This window comes from Sorangium sp. So ce367 (assembly GCF_051520455.1).
In the GTDB taxonomy this organism is placed as follows: Bacteria; Myxococcota_A; Polyangia; order Polyangiales; family Polyangiaceae; genus Sorangium; species Sorangium cellulosum_B.
In genome coordinates this window covers 7,968,640-7,983,169 of sequence record NZ_CP150334.1, presented here as the reverse complement: position 1 = coordinate 7,983,169, position 14,530 = coordinate 7,968,640, and the positions used below count along the sequence as shown (strand labels likewise).

Annotated in this window: 10 protein-coding genes; 7 read left to right on the top strand and 3 right to left on the bottom strand. The window is 73.0% G+C overall.

The features are described 5' to 3' along the window. Positions 1-346: 346 nt before the first annotated feature. Positions 347-1,489, top strand: coding sequence for a purple acid phosphatase family protein (locus tag WME97_RS30055; RefSeq protein WP_437542418.1), 1,143 nt, complete (start codon positions 347-349; stop codon positions 1,487-1,489). A 39-nt stretch (positions 1,490-1,528) separates the two neighbouring features. Here WME97_RS30055 and plsY read toward each other — a convergent pair whose 3' ends face one another. Next, positions 1,529-2,176 carry a glycerol-3-phosphate 1-O-acyltransferase PlsY gene (gene plsY / locus WME97_RS30050; protein WP_437542417.1) on the bottom strand — a complete coding sequence of 216 codons (648 nt, stop codon included), beginning with the start codon at positions 2,174-2,176 and terminating at the stop codon, positions 1,529-1,531. Positions 2,177-2,330: 154 nt separating this feature from the next. On the opposite strand from plsY, the gene WME97_RS30045 reads away from it, so the two are divergent. The 5 genes from WME97_RS30045 (at position 2,331) to WME97_RS30025 (ending at position 9,161) form a co-directional block, all read left to right on the top strand. Beyond that, positions 2,331-3,608 carry a patatin-like phospholipase family protein gene (locus tag WME97_RS30045; RefSeq protein ID WP_437542416.1) on the top strand — a complete coding sequence of 426 codons (1,278 nt, stop codon included), beginning with the start codon at positions 2,331-2,333 and terminating at the stop codon, positions 3,606-3,608. A 141-nt stretch (positions 3,609-3,749) separates the two neighbouring features. Next, entirely contained in the window at positions 3,750-5,912 is a 2,163-nt protein-coding gene (locus tag WME97_RS30040) for an SUMF1/EgtB/PvdO family nonheme iron enzyme (RefSeq protein WP_437542415.1), read from the top strand. Positions 5,913-6,195: 283 nt separating this feature from the next. Further along, the gene (locus WME97_RS30035) at positions 6,196-6,861 is read left to right on the top strand and encodes an STAS domain-containing protein (RefSeq protein WP_437542414.1); all 666 of its coding nucleotides are present in this window, start codon (positions 6,196-6,198) and stop codon (positions 6,859-6,861) included. Positions 6,862-6,939: 78 nt separating this feature from the next. Continuing rightward, on the top strand, positions 6,940-8,136 hold the full coding sequence (locus tag WME97_RS30030; RefSeq protein WP_437542413.1) for an oxygenase MpaB family protein: 1,197 nt from the start codon (positions 6,940-6,942) through the stop codon (positions 8,134-8,136). A gap of 122 nt (positions 8,137-8,258) precedes the next feature. Continuing rightward, positions 8,259-9,161 carry a hypothetical protein gene (locus WME97_RS30025; protein ID WP_437542412.1) on the top strand — a complete coding sequence of 301 codons (903 nt, stop codon included), beginning with the start codon at positions 8,259-8,261 and terminating at the stop codon, positions 9,159-9,161. A gap of 84 nt (positions 9,162-9,245) precedes the next feature. Here the strand turns inward: WME97_RS30025 and WME97_RS30020 are convergent, their stop codons facing one another. Beyond that, on the bottom strand, positions 9,246-9,992 hold the full coding sequence (locus WME97_RS30020) for an alpha/beta fold hydrolase (RefSeq protein WP_437542411.1): 747 nt from the start codon (positions 9,990-9,992) through the stop codon (positions 9,246-9,248). 90 nt (positions 9,993-10,082) lie between these two features. On the opposite strand from WME97_RS30020, the gene pgm reads away from it, so the two are divergent. After that, complete coding sequence (gene pgm / locus WME97_RS30015) at positions 10,083-11,729, top strand: phosphoglucomutase (alpha-D-glucose-1,6-bisphosphate-dependent) (protein WP_437542410.1); 1,647 nt, start codon at positions 10,083-10,085, stop codon at positions 11,727-11,729. A 108-nt stretch (positions 11,730-11,837) separates the two neighbouring features. Here pgm and WME97_RS30010 read toward each other — a convergent pair whose 3' ends face one another. Beyond that, positions 11,838-14,174 (bottom strand): DNA polymerase II, encoded by a 2,337-nt coding sequence (locus WME97_RS30010; RefSeq protein ID WP_437542409.1) that lies wholly within the window; start codon positions 14,172-14,174, stop codon positions 11,838-11,840. Positions 14,175-14,530: the final 356 nt, after the last annotated feature.

Sequence of the window (14,530 nt, the reverse complement as noted above, 5' to 3'; positions counted from 1 at the left end):
GATCTCGCTGACGTCAAGCGAAAACGGGCACCGTTGGAGGGGCCGGTCCGAGGGCGGGGACGGCATGGGCGCCGGCGGGAGCTCCAGGGGAGCGTGGGGGAAGCCCGGGCTTCTGGATGGCCTGAGGGTTCTGTCGGAAGGGGAGGGGGATCCGGGGGGCGGATCGGGGATCAGCGCGCGCGTCGCGGCGATGGCTCCGGCCGGTCCGCGGCGCGGATACCGTGTTGACGCCTGTGTCCGGTCTGGGTGGAAGAGCTGGTGTGCTCGGGGCTGCCGGCGCGCCGGGGCGAACAAAGCTTTGGGCGGGTGATCATCGGAGACCGGCGTTGGTTACAATGAGCGCCAGATGAAGCCTCGCCGCGCAGCTCGTCCTCTCGCGATCTCCACGAAGTCCGTTGTTGCCCTGGTCCTCTCCGCGTCGCCGGCCGTCGCGTTCGGCGCGGGCTGCGGCGTGGCGGACAGCGTGCCGATCCCGATCGCGGGAGCGCACGAGGGGACAGGCGATGAGCTGACCAGCACGGGCGCGGCGAGCATCGGCGCCGGGCCGAGCGGCGGGAGCGCCGCGGGCCCCGGAGCGGGCTCGGGCGCGGGCCGCGAACAGGCCATCGGGGCCGTCGTCTCTCGCCATGATGTCGTCAGGATCCTCGCCATCGGCGACACCGGCGAGGGAAACCTCGCGCAGAACCAGGTCGCCGATCGGATGAGCGAGAAGTGCATCGAGGTCGGGGGCTGTCACGCCGTCATGATGAACGGCGACAATTTCTACGACCACGGCGTGGTCGACACGATCGATACGCAGTGGGGCCCCAAGTTCGAGCAGCCCTACGACAGGCCGGGGCTGAACGGCCTCCCGTTCTACGCGGTGCTGGGGAACCACGACTACGGCCCCAGCAGCAGCGGCGTGCGGCAAGCGCAGATCGACTATTCGCAGCTGCCCGTGGGCGACGGGCCCGGCATGCGGCTGACCGCCAAGTGGCACATGCCCGCCTCGTATTACGACGTTCGCGTCGGCGACGTCCATCTCTTCGGGATCGATACCGTCGACTTCACCTCCGATGACCAGGCGCGCGACATGAGCGCGCGGGTCGCCGCCTCGGACGCCACGTGGAAGATCGTCTTTGGCCATCACCCCCGCTACACGTCCGGAGTTCACGCCTCGGACAACCCGTCGCTCGGGATGAGCGGGATGTTCGCCCTGCAGCAGGCCATCTACTGCAAGGCCGACATGTACATGGCCGGCCACGACCACAACCTCGAGTTCATCGACAAGGGGCGAGACGAGGGCTGCCCGAACACCTATTTCCCCATCAGCGGCGCCGGCTCGAAGACCCGCCCGGTCTCCTCCTCGGTCCCGACCGAGCGGGGGCAGCTCTTCTTCACGGACAAGACCGAGGGCTTCGCCTACCTGCGGTTCGAGGGGAGGAACCTGCTGTTCGAGTTCATCGACAAACAAGGCGCGGTGATCTTCACGAAGACCATGACCAAGTGAGCGAGCGCCGCGCTCGGCGGCCGAGCGACGCCGCGGCCGTCAGCGGCGCTCGCCGTCGCGCGGCGGGCCGTCGCGCTCGTCGTCGCGCCGCCTCCCGAACGAGATCGTGCTCTCGGTGCCCGCGAGCATCCGCCGGATGTTCGGGATGTGCTTGAGCCAGACGAGCGCGGCGAGGAGCAGCGAGAGGCAGAGGGCCGGGGCGCCCCGCTCGCCGAGGAGCCAGAGGAAGAGGGGCAGGGCGAGGGCGCCGGCGAGGGAGCCCGCCGAGACCATGCGGGTCGCCCGCACGACGACCGCGAAGACGGCCAGCGTGGCGAGCGTGGACCGCGGCGCCAGCACGAGCAGGACACCGCAGGACGTCGCGACGCCCTTGCCGCCCCGCATCCCGAGGAAGATCGTGTAGTCGTGGCCCAGCACCGCGGTGAGACCGCCCGCCGCGGCGACCCACCCGCCCGGCGCGACGGAGAGCCACGACGCGAGGGGCCCGGCGACGAGCGCGCCCTTCGCCACATCCGCGGCGAGGACGGCCAGGCCAGGCCCCCAGCCGAAGGCGCGCAGGACGTTCGTCGCGCCGATGTTCCCCGAGCCGACCTCGCGGAGGTCGACCCCTTTGACGAACCGGCCGAAGAGGTAGCCTGTCGGGATCGCTCCGAGGAGGTAGGCAAGGGCCAGGTAGATTGCCGTCATCGGGCGCCTCCATGCCCGCGCTCACGGCGGGTGTAGCACGCGCGCGCCGGGTTGCGCGCGCGCCGGGTCGAGCGCGCTCCGGGTTGAGCGCGCGCCGCGTGAAGCGCGCGCCAAAGGGCCCATGGCGCGATGGCGATCATGGTATTCTGCGAACATGGCTGACCTGGCGCCCGTCTCGACCCGGAGTGGCCGCGCCCCCAAGATCGCGCTCGTCCTGGCCGGGGGCGCCGCGCGCGGCGCTTACGAGGTCGGCGTGGTGCAGCACATCCTCGAGGACGTCTCTCGCGATCTCGGCCGCGAGGCGCCGCTCGACATCCTGTGCGGCACCTCGGTCGGCGCCATCAACGTCTGTGGGCTCGCCGCGTTCGCGGACGAGGCGCGGAGCCGCGCGCGGCGGCTCGCCGGGGTCTGGACACGCCTGCGCATCGACGACCTCGTGCGCCTCGACGTGCGCGGCGTGCTCGCGGTCGGGCACGACCTGCTCCGCGGGGGCGCCGCGAGCGCGCCCGCGAGCGGCGGCCGCGCCGCGCTCCTCGACACGTCGGGCCTCGAGCGGCAGATCGCGGAGGCCGTGCCCTTCGAGCGGATCGACGGCCACCTCGAGAGGGGGCTCCTGTCGGCGCTGACCGTGTCGACGACGCTGGTCAAGAGCGGCCGCACCGTCGTCTTCGTCCACCGCCGCGAGCCCGGCCTGCCGCCCTGGAGCCACGACCCGACGATCTCCCCCCGCGCCACCGCGATCCGCGCGCAGCACGCGCTCGCCTCGTCCGCGCTCCCCATCCTGTTCCGCCCGGTGAACATCGACGGAGAGCTCTACTGCGACGGCGGGCTGCGCCAGAACGTCCCGCTGTCGCCCGCGCGGCGCCTCGGGGCCGACGGCGTGATCGTGGTCAATCCGCGGTACATCGAGCCCGCGTCGAGCGCGGCCGAGCGCGACGCGCCGGGCTTCCCCGGGCCCCTCTTCCTGCTCGGCAAGACGCTGAACGCGCTGATGCTCGACCGGATCGACAACGATCTGGCGCGGCTCGAGAGCATCAACGGGATCCTGGAGGCGGGGCGGCGGCGCTATGGCGAGGGCTTCATCGGCGAGCTCAACGACGAGCTCGGGCTGCCGCCGGGGCGCGCGCTCCGGCCGATGCGGTCGCTGCTCATCCGCGCATCCAAGGACATCGGCAGCCTGGCAGCGGAGTTCGTGCGATCCCCGGCGTTCCGCGCGCGGGCCACGAGCGTGCTCGGCCGCGTGATGCGGCGCCTCGCCGAGGGAGACGAGCAGCGCGAGGCCGACTTCCTGTCCTACCTGCTGTTCGACGGGGAGTTCGCGGGGCGGCTCATCGAGATAGGCCGCGCGGACGCGCGCGCGCGGCACGAGGAGCTGTGCGCGTTCTTCGAGCGGGCGCTGAGGCCGGGCGGGTTCGAGGAGCGGGCGCCCTGAGGGGGCCTGGAGACACAGGCACGCACTGGATCCGTCCGGATCCTCTCGGGCGCTGAGGCTCAGACGGCATGGGGCGCTCGGCGCCACTCTGGGCGCGAGCTCCGCGCGGCCGGGGCGCCCGGTGTAGACTCGCGCCGCGAGATGGCACCTTCGGATCCCTTCGGCTGGGTGGGCGCGACGATCGGCGGCAAGTACCGGCTCGACGCCGTGGTCGGCGAGGGCGGGTTCGGCGTCGTCTACCGCGGCCAGCACCTCGGGTTCGACGAGCCGGTCGCGGTCAAGTGCCTGAAGCTGCTCGGATCGCTGGCCCCGGCGGAGCGCGCGTCGTTCCAGCGGATGCTCCTCGACGAGGGGCGGCTCCTCCACCGCCTCTCCCGGGCGAGCGCCGGCATCGTGCAGGCCCTCGACACCGGCGCCGCGGTCTCGCCGTCGGGCGAGTGGACGCCCTATCTCGTGCTCGAGTGGCTTCATGGCGTGCCGCTCGACCGCGAGATCGCCGAGCGGCGCGCCCGCGGCGAGGCGGCGCGCCCGCTCGCCGAGGCGGTCGCCCTCCTCGCGCCCGCGGCGTACGCGCTCGATGTCGCGCACGCGCAGGGCGTCGCCCACCGCGACGTCAAGCCGGCCAACCTGTTCCTCGCGGAGATCGGCGGCCGGCGCACGATGAAGGTGCTGGACTTCGGCATCGCCAAGGTGCTCGGCGAGCTCTCGAGCATGACGCAGGCGATGGCCGAGACGGGGAGCGCGCTCCGGGCCTTCACCGTCCATTACGGCGCGCCGGAGCAGTTTCACCACCGCTTCGGCGCGACCGGGCCGTGGACCGACGTCTTCGCGCTCGCCCTGGTGCTCATCGAGGTGGCCTCGGGCAACCGCGCCCTCCTCGGGAGCGACGTCACGCAGCTCTACATCGCCGCGACCGATCCGGCGTTCCGCCCGAGCCTGCGCGGCGCGGGCGTGAGCGCGCCCGACGCCGTCGAGGCGGTGGTGAGCCGGGCGCTCGCGATTGACCCGCGGGAGCGCTACCGCACGGCAGGCGAGCTCTGGGGAGCGCTCGAGGCCGCGATGGCGACGGCCGCGCCCGCCGGCGCGGTCGCGCTCGCAGCGGGCAGCCCGCCCGCGGGCGCGGCGCTGGGCGTGTCGGGGACGGAGCGCGTGGCTGCCGGCCCTGCCGCGCTGGGCCTGGCGGACACGGCGCAACCGCCGGCCGCGCTCCCTGCGCATGAAGGCGGCGCGCTCGCGTCCACGTCCATGGACGGCGCGCCTGCGCCCGCTGGGACCGCGCTCGCCGGCGCGCCGCCCGCGCCATCCCTCACGACGATGCGTGGCCTGGCGACGAGCGCGCCGCCGCAGGCAGCCCCGCAACCGGCGTCGCCCCCTCCCACGCCCCAGGCCGCCAGGGCCGCCCCGCGGCGGCGCCTGTTGCCCGCGCTGGTCTCGGCGGCCGCGCTGGCTGCGGCCGGCGCAGGCGCCGTCGCGTTCGTCCGCCACCGCGCCCCCGACGATGCGCCGCCGGCGCGCGCGCTCGGCGGCCTGACCGCGCCCCCGGTGAAGGCGCCATCCCCGCCCGACATGGTCCGGATGCCGGCGGGTCGCTTCACGATGGGCAGCGCGAAGGGCGGCAAATCCGAGCGCCCGCCCCACGAGGTGACGCTCACCCGCGCGTTCGACGTCGATCGCACCGAGGTGACGGTCGCCGCCTACCAGCGCTGCGTCGACGCGGGCCGGTGCACCCCGAGCGGCCTGCACGGCCCCCGCGCGACCGACGCCGACGTCGAGCAGCGCGGCGCGCTCTGCACCGCGGCGGATCCCGCGAAGTCGCAACACCCGATCTCGTGCGTCGACCAGGCGCAGGCGGCCGCGTACTGCGCCTTCGCCGGCAAGCGGCTCCCGACCGAGGCCGAGTGGGAATACGCCGCGCGCGGCGCCGACAGCCGCGAGTACCCGTGGGGCAACGAGCCGCCAGGGTGCGCGCACGCGGTCGTGTCCCGGTCTCCTGGGCAGGGCTGTGGCGGGCGCGGCAGGGGCACCCAGGAGGTCGGCTCGGCCAAGGCCGGAGCGAGCCCGTCGGGCGCGCTCGACATGGCGGGCAACGTCTGGGAGTGGGTGGCCGACGGCTGGGACCCAGGCGTGTATGCCAGAGGCGCCCAGACAGATCCCCAGGTGCCGGCGACCGGCAGCAAGGGCGTGCTCCGGGGGGGATCGTGGGACTTCTCCGCCAGCACGGCGAAAGCGACGTTCCGCCTGGCGTATGATCGTGAGGCAGGTGACGTCTCGACCGGGTTTCGCTGCGTTCGCTCGGTCGATTGAACACGAGGTCCCGAGAGCGGGCAGCGGGGAAGCGCGCATCAGCCGGCCAGGCTCATTTCAGTGGCGTCGGGGATAGGCTATCCATCCCATCTTGGTCGAACGTCGATTCACACGCCCGAGCGCGAGGTAGGATGTTGGGACACGTAGAGCCGTGCGATCGGGCGCACAAGACCAGGTCATCGCGAGCACGTCCTCCCCTGCGGGCCGGCGAGGTCCACCCCGCGCAGGAGCCCGGTGACTCCGCTTCCTCACCGGTCAACCGCTGCTGCGCCCACAGGAGCCCATGCAAGAATCCGAGAACATGATCTCCATCGAGGAAGGCCGGATGCAACGCGTCATCGACGCGGTTGCGCTCGCGTCCACGGGAGAGGTCGAGCTCGCGCTGAAGCAGCTGGCGGCGGTCGAACACGACGCCTTCGGGGTGATCGAGGAGGCTCTGCGCGTCTTTCTCTCCGAGCTCTCCGCGACCACGCAGCAGAAGAGCCAGGCGCTCGCCGCGCTCGCCGCCTCGAAGCGCGAGCTCGAGCATCAGCTGGACACCATCCAGCGCCAGGAGTGCGCGATCCGGGAGCTCTCGGTGCCGATCATCGACATATGGCACGGCATCCTCACGCTCCCGCTCGTCGGGCTGTTCGACTCGGTGCGCGCCGTCGAGGTGACCGAGCGGCTCCTCGTGCGCGTGGCGGAAGACAGCGACGTCGAGTGGGTGATCCTCGATCTGACCGGCGTCACGCTCATCGACTCCATGACCGCCCAGCACCTCATCAAGCTGGCTCAGGCGGTGCAGCTCCTCGGCGCGCGCTGCGTCCTCACCGGCCTGGGCGGTCATGTCGCGGAGACGCTCGTCGCGATCGGCGTCGCGTTCGATGAGCTGAACCCGATGCGCAGCCTGCGGGAGGGGCTCAGGTTCTGCCTTGCGCAGCGGGGGCGCGCGATCTCACCGCGGTGATCCGCGGAGCTCCGCTTCGTGCGGGCGTCGCCTTTGCGGAGCGCGGCCGGTGTGCCAAGGGATATCCTGTTGCAGCCCATGGAGAACGCGACGATCCCCGCTCGCTTCCAGGACACCGCAGACGCCCGCCGTCGCTTCGGCGACCAGCTCGATCGCCTGGGGCCCTTCCTGCTCCGCGTCGATCCGGTCGCCGACGCCGTCGTGGACGCGTTCGCGTCGATGCCGCCGGGCCAGGGCTTCCGCCTCCTGGAGGCTGCCCTCGCGCGCGGCATGCGCGGCATGGACGATGACCGCACGGTGAAAGAGGCCCCGGCCGAGCTGCGGGCGCTCTTCGCGTCGGTCGATCACGTGCCCCTCTGGGTCGACTGGGAGGCGGTGAACCGCGGCGGGGCGGCGTTCCTGCGAACGGGCGTGCTCGGCGGGATCCTGCTCGCCATGCAGTCGCTCATCCTCGGGTACGCGTCGCCCGGCGGGAACAAGCCGCTCGTCTTCTCGGGGAGGCTCCGCGAGCAGGCCGAGCGCCGCCTCGCCGAGACGAGCCGGTTCGTCTATGCCGTGAGCCAGGCGAACGGAATGCGCCGCTCCGGCGAGGGCTTCGCGATCACCGTCAAGGTGCGCGTCATGCACGCGCAGGTGCGGCGCCTCATCCGAGCGAGCGGCCGGTGGCAGGCGGCCCTCTGGGGCGAGCCGATCAACCAGCACGACATGGTGGCGACGGCGCTGCTCTTCTCGGTCGCGGTCATCGACGGCCTCGACAAGCTCGCCTACCGCTTCGCGCCCGCCCAGAGGGAGGACCTCGTCCACCTCTGGCGCTACGTGGCCCACGTCATCGGCGTCGAGCCGGAGCTCATCCCCGGGTCCTACGCCGACGCGCGACGGCTGGCCGAGATGATCTTCGCGACGCAGGGCGCGCCGGACCACGACTCGCGCATGCTCGTGGACGCGCTGCTCACCCGCAGGGTGCGCAGCGCGCGGACCGACGGCGAGCGCCGGAGCGCCGAGCGGTTCATGGCCGTCTCCTGCGGCCTCTCCCGGGCCGTGCTGGGCGACGAGCTCGCCGAGCAGCTCGGCGTGCCCCGGCAGCGCTCGCCCCTCGTCGTGCCGCTGCTCCGCGCGATCGCCGCCGCGTCGAGCCGCGCGCACGCGCTGCCGCACCTGCAGGATCTCGCGCTCGACCTCGGCGACCTCCGCTGGCGGCGCGTCATCTCGATGGGCCTCGGCGGCCGCCCGGCCGACTTCGCGCCCCCGGAGCGCCTCGCCGGCAGCGGCACCTGAGCGGCCGCGCCGCTCGCGGGGCGAGGCGGCTCCGGCGCCGGATGTCCAGGGCGATGGCGTGGGAGCGGGCGCGGCAGTCGGGGTTGAACCGCCCTCCGGTTCTGCGGTACGAGACCTCCGGCATGGAGATCATCCCTTACGGTGGTTGGAAGCGCGCCGCGCGCCTCGTCTGCGGTGACACGGAGCTCGTCGTCACGCTCGACATCGGCCCGCGCATCATCCGGTACGGCGTCATCGGCGGTCCGAACGAGTTCTCCGAGATCCCCGAGGACATGGGCGCGACAGGCGGGACCCACTACAGGTTCTACGGCGGTCACCGGCTCTGGATCGGCCCCGAGGACGAGCAGCGGACGTTGCAGCCCGACAATGATCCGGTCGACCACCGGGAGGAGAACGGCGCGCTCGTGCTCCGGACCGCGCCGGACAGGTACGGAATGCAGAAGGAGGTCCGCATCGCGGCGGACGCCGCGGCGGGCAGGTTCGTCATCGATCACGCGATCGAGAACCACAGCGCCTATGCCGTCGAGTTCGCCCCGTGGTCGCTCTCCGTGATGGCGGGCGGCGGCGAGTGCCTGTTCCCGCAGGCGCCGTTCGTCCCGCACCCCGATCGCGTCCTGCCGGCGCGGCCGCTCGTGCTGTGGTCGTACACCGACATGGCCGAGCCCCGGTGGACCTGGGGCAAGCGCGTGATCCGCCTGCGGCAGGTCGCGGGCAAGGGGCCGCAGAAGGTGGGTGCGCTCGTGACCCAGGGCTACGCGGCGTACGCGAACCACGGGAACGTGTTCCTGAAGCGGTTCCCGTTCATCGAGGGCGCCACGTACCCGGACATGGGGTGCAACTTCGAGACGTTCACGAACGCGGACATGCTCGAGATCGAGTCGCTCGGCGCGCTGCAGCGCGTATCGCCCGGCGCCCGCGCGGAGCACCGGGAGGCGTGGTATCTCCTCAAGGGCGTTCAGCCGCCCGCCGAGGACGGCGCGTGCGCGGACTGGCTCGAGGCGGCGGCGAAGGACAGGCCGCTGTGAACCGCTGATCCCGAGCGCGTGGGGGGGCGGGCCCTCCTCGCCACCGCCACGGCCTCCCGCGGGGGGCGGCGAGGCGAGCGGCGCTCAGGCCTCGACCTTGCCGGCCGCGCGCCTCAGGAAGCCCTCGATCGCGCGCGCCGACGCCTCCGGCGCGAGCTGCAGCACGAGGTGCGGAGCGTCGACCGTGACGCACTCCAGGTCGGGCCGCATGCGGCGCAGCTCGCGCAGCACGCGCGGCGGCACCAGCGCGTCGCCCGCGGCGCCCACGTAGAGCAGCGGCGCGGCGCAGCCCTGGAGCGCCGCGCGCGCGTCCACCGAGAGCACCTCGCGCACGCGCGCCGCCATCACCGCGGGATCGACGGTCTCGACGTTCGCGGCCACGCGCTCCAGCCACGCGGCGGAGGCGCGCGCTCCGACGAGGTAGCGGCGCGAGACGAGCTCCGGCGCGCGGCGCCGGAAGAGCCACGGGCCGACGAGGTGCCGCGCCAGCGACGGCACGAGCCACACCGGGTTCGTGACGAAGGTGGCCACGAGCACCACGCCGACGAGCTGGCCGGCGCTCCGGCAGGCCAGCCGGAGCGCGAGCGGCCCCGAGAACGACTCGCCGAGCAGCGCATACGGCCCGTCCGCGGGCAGGCGCGCCGCGACCAGCTCCTCGAGCGCGCCGTAATCGAGCGCCCTGTCCGCAGGGTAGGAGACGACCTCCGGCGCGATGTCGGCGGACAGCGTCGAGAGGAACGGCTCGAAGAGCGCGCCGGTGCCGTCGAGGCCGGGGAGGAGCAGCAGGCGGAGCGGCGCGGTCACGGGCGAGAGGATCGCCGAGCATCGCACGCGCGGCAATCCAGCCGCGCCCCTGCGCGGCGCCCGGGGCGCCCCGTGGAAGGGTTGGCTCGTCCCGCGCGCTCGGCTATGCGGAGGTTCATGCCGCTCCACCCGCTCGCGGGCCGCAAGGCCCCTCCCGATGTGCTGATCGATCCCGACACGCTGCGCGCGCAGTACTACAGCGAGCGCCCCGACATGGGCGATCCGCAGCAGCGCGTCGCCTTCGGCACCTCCGGCCACCGCGGCTCGGCCGCGCGGCGCAGCTTCAACGAGGCGCACGTCCTCGCGGTCGCGCAGGCCATCTGCGACTACCGCGCGAAGGAGGGCACGACGGGCTCGCTCTACCTCGGCATGGACACGCACGCGCTCTCGGAGCCGGCGCAGCGCAGCGTGATCGAGGTCTTCGCGGCCAACGGCGTCGACGTCCTCATCGCCGAGCGGAACGGCGTCACGCCGACGCCGGCCATCTCGCACGCGATCCTCACGGCCAACCGCGGGCGCACCTCGGGGCTCGCGGACGGCGTGGTGATCACGCCGTCGCACAACCCGCCCGACGACGGCGGCATCAAGTACAACCCGCCGAACGGCGGGCCGGCCGACACCGCCGTCACCGGCTGGATCGAGGCGCGCGCCAACGAGCTGCTCCGCGCCGACAACGCGGGCGTGAAGCGCACGCCCTACGAGGCCGCGCTGCGCGCGCCGACGACCCACCCGTACGATTTCATCGGCCCCTACGTCGCCGATCTCGGCAACGTCGTCGATCTCGAGGCCGTCCGCGGCGCGAAGCTGCGCATCGGCGTCGACCCGCTCGGCGGCTCGAACATCGCGTACTGGGCGCCGATCGCCGAGAAATTCGGGCTGGATATCACGGTGGTGAACCAGGCCGTCGACCCCACCTTCAGCTTCATGCCCCTCGATCACGACGGCAAGATCCGCATGGACTGCTCGTCGCCGCACGCGATGGCGAACCTCATCGCGCTCAAGGACGACTACGATCTCGCGTTCGGCAACGACGCCGACTCGGATCGCCACGGCATCGTCACCCGCAGCGCCGGGCTGATGAACCCGAACCATTACCTCGCCGTGGCCGTGTCCTACCTCTTCCGGAACCGCCCGCTCTGGCGGTCCGACGCGGCCGTGGGCAAGACGCTCGTCTCGAGCAGCATGATCGATCGGGTGGCGAAGGACCTCGGCCGCCCGCTCCGCGAGGTGCCGGTGGGCTTCAAGTGGTTCGTCGACGGGCTGCTCGACGGCTCGCTCGGCTTCGGCGGCGAGGAGAGCGCGGGCGCCTCGTTCCTGCGGAAGAACGGGCAGGTGTGGTCGACGGACAAGGACGGTATCCTCCTCGACCTGCTCGCCGCCGAGATCCTCGCCCGCACCGGGCGCGACCCGGCCGAGCACTACCGCGACCTCACGGCGCGGTTCGGCGCGCCGATCTACACGCGCATCGACGCGCCGGCCACGCCGAGCCAGAAGAGCGTGCTCAAGAAGCTCTCCCCCGACGCGGTGCGCGCCGAGACCCTCGCGGGCGAGCCGATCACCGCGAAGCTCACGCGCGCGCCCGGCAACGGCGGCGAGATCGGCGGGCTCAAGGTCGTCGCGGAGAACGGCTGGTTCGCCGCGCGGCCCTCGGGCACCGAGGACGTCTACAAGATCTACGCGGAGAGCTTCAAGGACCAGGCGCACCTCGATCGCGTGCTCGACGAGGCGCGCGCGATGGTCTCCGACGCGCTGTCGGCCACGTGATCTCCCCGGGCGCGCCCGTGAGCTCTTGATCTCCCGGCGCGCCTCCGGAGACTCCGCCACGCGCCCGCCCGCCCGCCCCCGGGTTCGCCTGGTGCGACCAGCGCCGGGTCAGAACAGCGAGAGCTGCCGCCGCGCGCCCGTCATCTCATCGAAATCGGCCCCGCCCAGCCACCGCAGCACCGAGTCCGCGATCGGCTTGAGCTGCTGCGACACGTAATGATCGTAGTCCGGCGGCGCGGTCGTCTGGCCCGCCGGCTCGGGGCCAGCGCGCGTGATCACATAGGCCACGATCCGCCCCGCGTCGCCGCCCAGCTTGCGGGCCGCCTTCACGTGCGGCGGCGTCGTCTTCGTGTAAGCGCCGAGCGGCTTTCTCAGCGCCTTCTTGTAGACGAGCTCCGCGTCGAACCGCCCCGCGCGGAGCTCCGTCACGAAGCTCCGCACGAAGCCCTCCACCGGCCGATCGTGGAAGACCAGGTCGAGCAGCTCCCGCTGGAAGCGCCGCGCGACCGCGCTCGCGTCCCGCCGGACCGCCTCGAGCCCGACGATCTCGAGCTTGTCGCCGCCCTCCCCGGCGACGAGGCCCGCATAGCGCTTCTTGCTGCCCTGCGCGGCGCCGCGCAGCTCGGGCAGGAGGAAGCGCGCATAGACCTTCTCGAACTCGAGCTCCAGCCGGCTCTCGCAGCCGAACGTCCTCGCGATCTCGGCGGCGACCGACCCGGAGATGGCGTCGCGGAGCTCCTCGGCCCGGGCGACGGCGCGCGCCGCGTCCGGCTCGCCTATATCGACGAAGAGAGAGTCGGTGTCCCCGTAAAGCACCCGGTGCCCGGCCCTCCGCACCGCCTCGGCCGTGAGCCTGATGACGTGCTGCCCGGCGCGCGTGATGGCGTTCGCGACCTCGGGGGAGAACAGGCGCGACGCGGGGGAGCCGAGCACGCCGAAGAGCGAGTTCATGAGGATCTTGATGGCCATCGCGCCCCGCTCGTCGCCCGCCCGCCGCGCCTCGGCCCGCTCGTCCCAGAGGCGCGCGACGAGCTCGGGCAAGATGCCCGGCTCGCCGCGCCGGAAGGCCGCGCCGCCCGGCGTCACGATGAGCGCCTCGGGCGGCCCCGCGCCCCCGGCGACGAACGTCAGCGGGTCGATGTTGAACGTGCGAATGAGGCTCGGATAGAGGCTCTTGTAATCGTACACAACGATGTTGCGGTAGAGCCCCGGCAGCGAATCGAGCACCAGGCCGCCGGCGATCTCCGCCCCTCCCTCCGGCCCCTCCCTCGACACCGAGGGCGCGACCTTGCCGCGGGCGCGGAGCGCGGGCAGGTAGAGCGAGTCGATCGCGGCGATCTGCGCCCCCACGCGGTCGAGCTGCATGCCGGTGAGCAGGCTCCTCCGCGCCGAGAGCTCGATGAGCCCTGTCTTCTCCAGCAGATCCCGGACGAGGCGCGCGTCCTCGAGGTTGTACTCCGCGAGCCGCGCCGGGTCGTCGCGGTACGACGCCTCGATCTGCTCGCCCCGGTCGTCTGGCCCGAACAGCTTGCCGCGCCCGAGGATCGTCCGAGCGGCGGTCTCGAGGCGGTAATCGTCCAGCCGCAGGAAGGCGCCGCGGAGGAGCGCGAGGCCGTCGAGCACCACCCGCCCCGGCAGGACGGCGCGCGCCTCGCGCGAGAAGCCCGGATCGCGCAGGATCGCGATCTCGTCATCGCCCCTCCCGAGCGCGCAGAGGAGCCCGGCGCGCCGGCAATAACGCTGGAGCGCGGGCAGATCGAAATCCGGGATGTTCCAGCCGGTCAGGACGTCGGGGTCCGCCTGCGCGACGAGCTCGAGGAAGCGCTCGAGGAGCGTCCGCTCGTCAGGGAAGCGCTCGACGAAGGCAGGGAGCCCGCCGGGCGCCGGCTCGTCGCGGACGAGGAGGCAGCGCTCGCCGCCCGCGCCCGCCACGGCGATGGCATAGAGGTGCTCGCCGTCGAGGCTCGTCTCGATATCGAGCGAGAGCACGCGGAGACGGGGGACGAAGCTCGCGGGGACGAGCGTGGGATTGCGGTACACGCGCCCGACGCCCGGGTGGAGCTCGAAGGGCCCGGAGACCGCGAACGCCCCGCGGATGCCGCGATCGATGAGAAAGCGGTAGGGAAAGCGCACGTCCGCCTCGAGGGCGTCGGCGCCGGCCTCGGCCAGCCTGTCGCGCAGCGCCGTGACGTCCCGCGGGAGCGCGGCCTCGACGCGCAGGACCGGCTCTCCGTCGAGCGTCTCGAGCGCCTGCGGAGAGACGCGGCGATCCGCGAGCCGCCGCGCGACGTCCTCGTCGCGGGCGCGCACGAAGAAGTAGGGCCTGAACCTGTCCTCGATGACGAGCGCCGGCGCGCCGTCCTCCATCACCGCGTGGAGGTGGATCTCCGGGCACCCGGCGACGACCCGGGTCGTGGGCGTGAGGATGAAGCCGCGGTCAGGCATGTGCGAATTCGCGGAGGCCCCCGGGCGAGCTCTTCGCCAGCGCGCGAGGCGGCCCGGGGCCGCTCCACGCTTCACTTGACCACCGGGACCCGCGCCCCGCAAGCCCCTCCCACCTCGGGGGGCAGGGGATTTCCCGGAGGAGCGCGATTGCCGAGGGAGCCGGGCCTCCGCCGGAGACCGCGCCTTTCGTGGAGGCGAGCGCCTTTGTCGGGTTGCACGCTCGATTCAACGGGGGATGGCCAGCTTGATGGGTTTGACGTGGAATCCCGAGATACGGCGGGGACGACTCCCCGGGTGTGCGTCGATCGCCCCGCGAGCGCACCCGCGCGCAGCGCCATGAGCAGGGCAGTCCCTCG

Excerpts from the sequence above, each read along its gene's own strand:
- WME97_RS30055 (WP_437542418.1), top strand. The coding sequence starts at position 347 with ATGAAGCCTCGCCGCGCAGCTCGTCCTCTCGCGATCTCCACGAAGTCC.
- plsY (WP_437542417.1), bottom strand. The coding sequence starts at position 2,176 with ATGACGGCAATCTACCTGGCCCTTGCCTACCTCCTCGGAGCGATCCCG.
- WME97_RS30045 (WP_437542416.1), top strand. The coding sequence starts at position 2,331 with ATGGCTGACCTGGCGCCCGTCTCGACCCGGAGTGGCCGCGCCCCCAAG.
- WME97_RS30040 (WP_437542415.1), top strand. The coding sequence starts at position 3,750 with ATGGCACCTTCGGATCCCTTCGGCTGGGTGGGCGCGACGATCGGCGGC.
- WME97_RS30035 (WP_437542414.1), top strand. The coding sequence starts at position 6,196 with ATGCAAGAATCCGAGAACATGATCTCCATCGAGGAAGGCCGGATGCAA.
- WME97_RS30030 (WP_437542413.1), top strand. The coding sequence starts at position 6,940 with ATGGAGAACGCGACGATCCCCGCTCGCTTCCAGGACACCGCAGACGCC.
- WME97_RS30025 (WP_437542412.1), top strand. The coding sequence starts at position 8,259 with ATGGAGATCATCCCTTACGGTGGTTGGAAGCGCGCCGCGCGCCTCGTC.
- pgm (WP_437542410.1), top strand. The coding sequence starts at position 10,083 with ATGCCGCTCCACCCGCTCGCGGGCCGCAAGGCCCCTCCCGATGTGCTG.
- WME97_RS30010 (WP_437542409.1), bottom strand. The coding sequence starts at position 14,174 with ATGCCTGACCGCGGCTTCATCCTCACGCCCACGACCCGGGTCGTCGCC.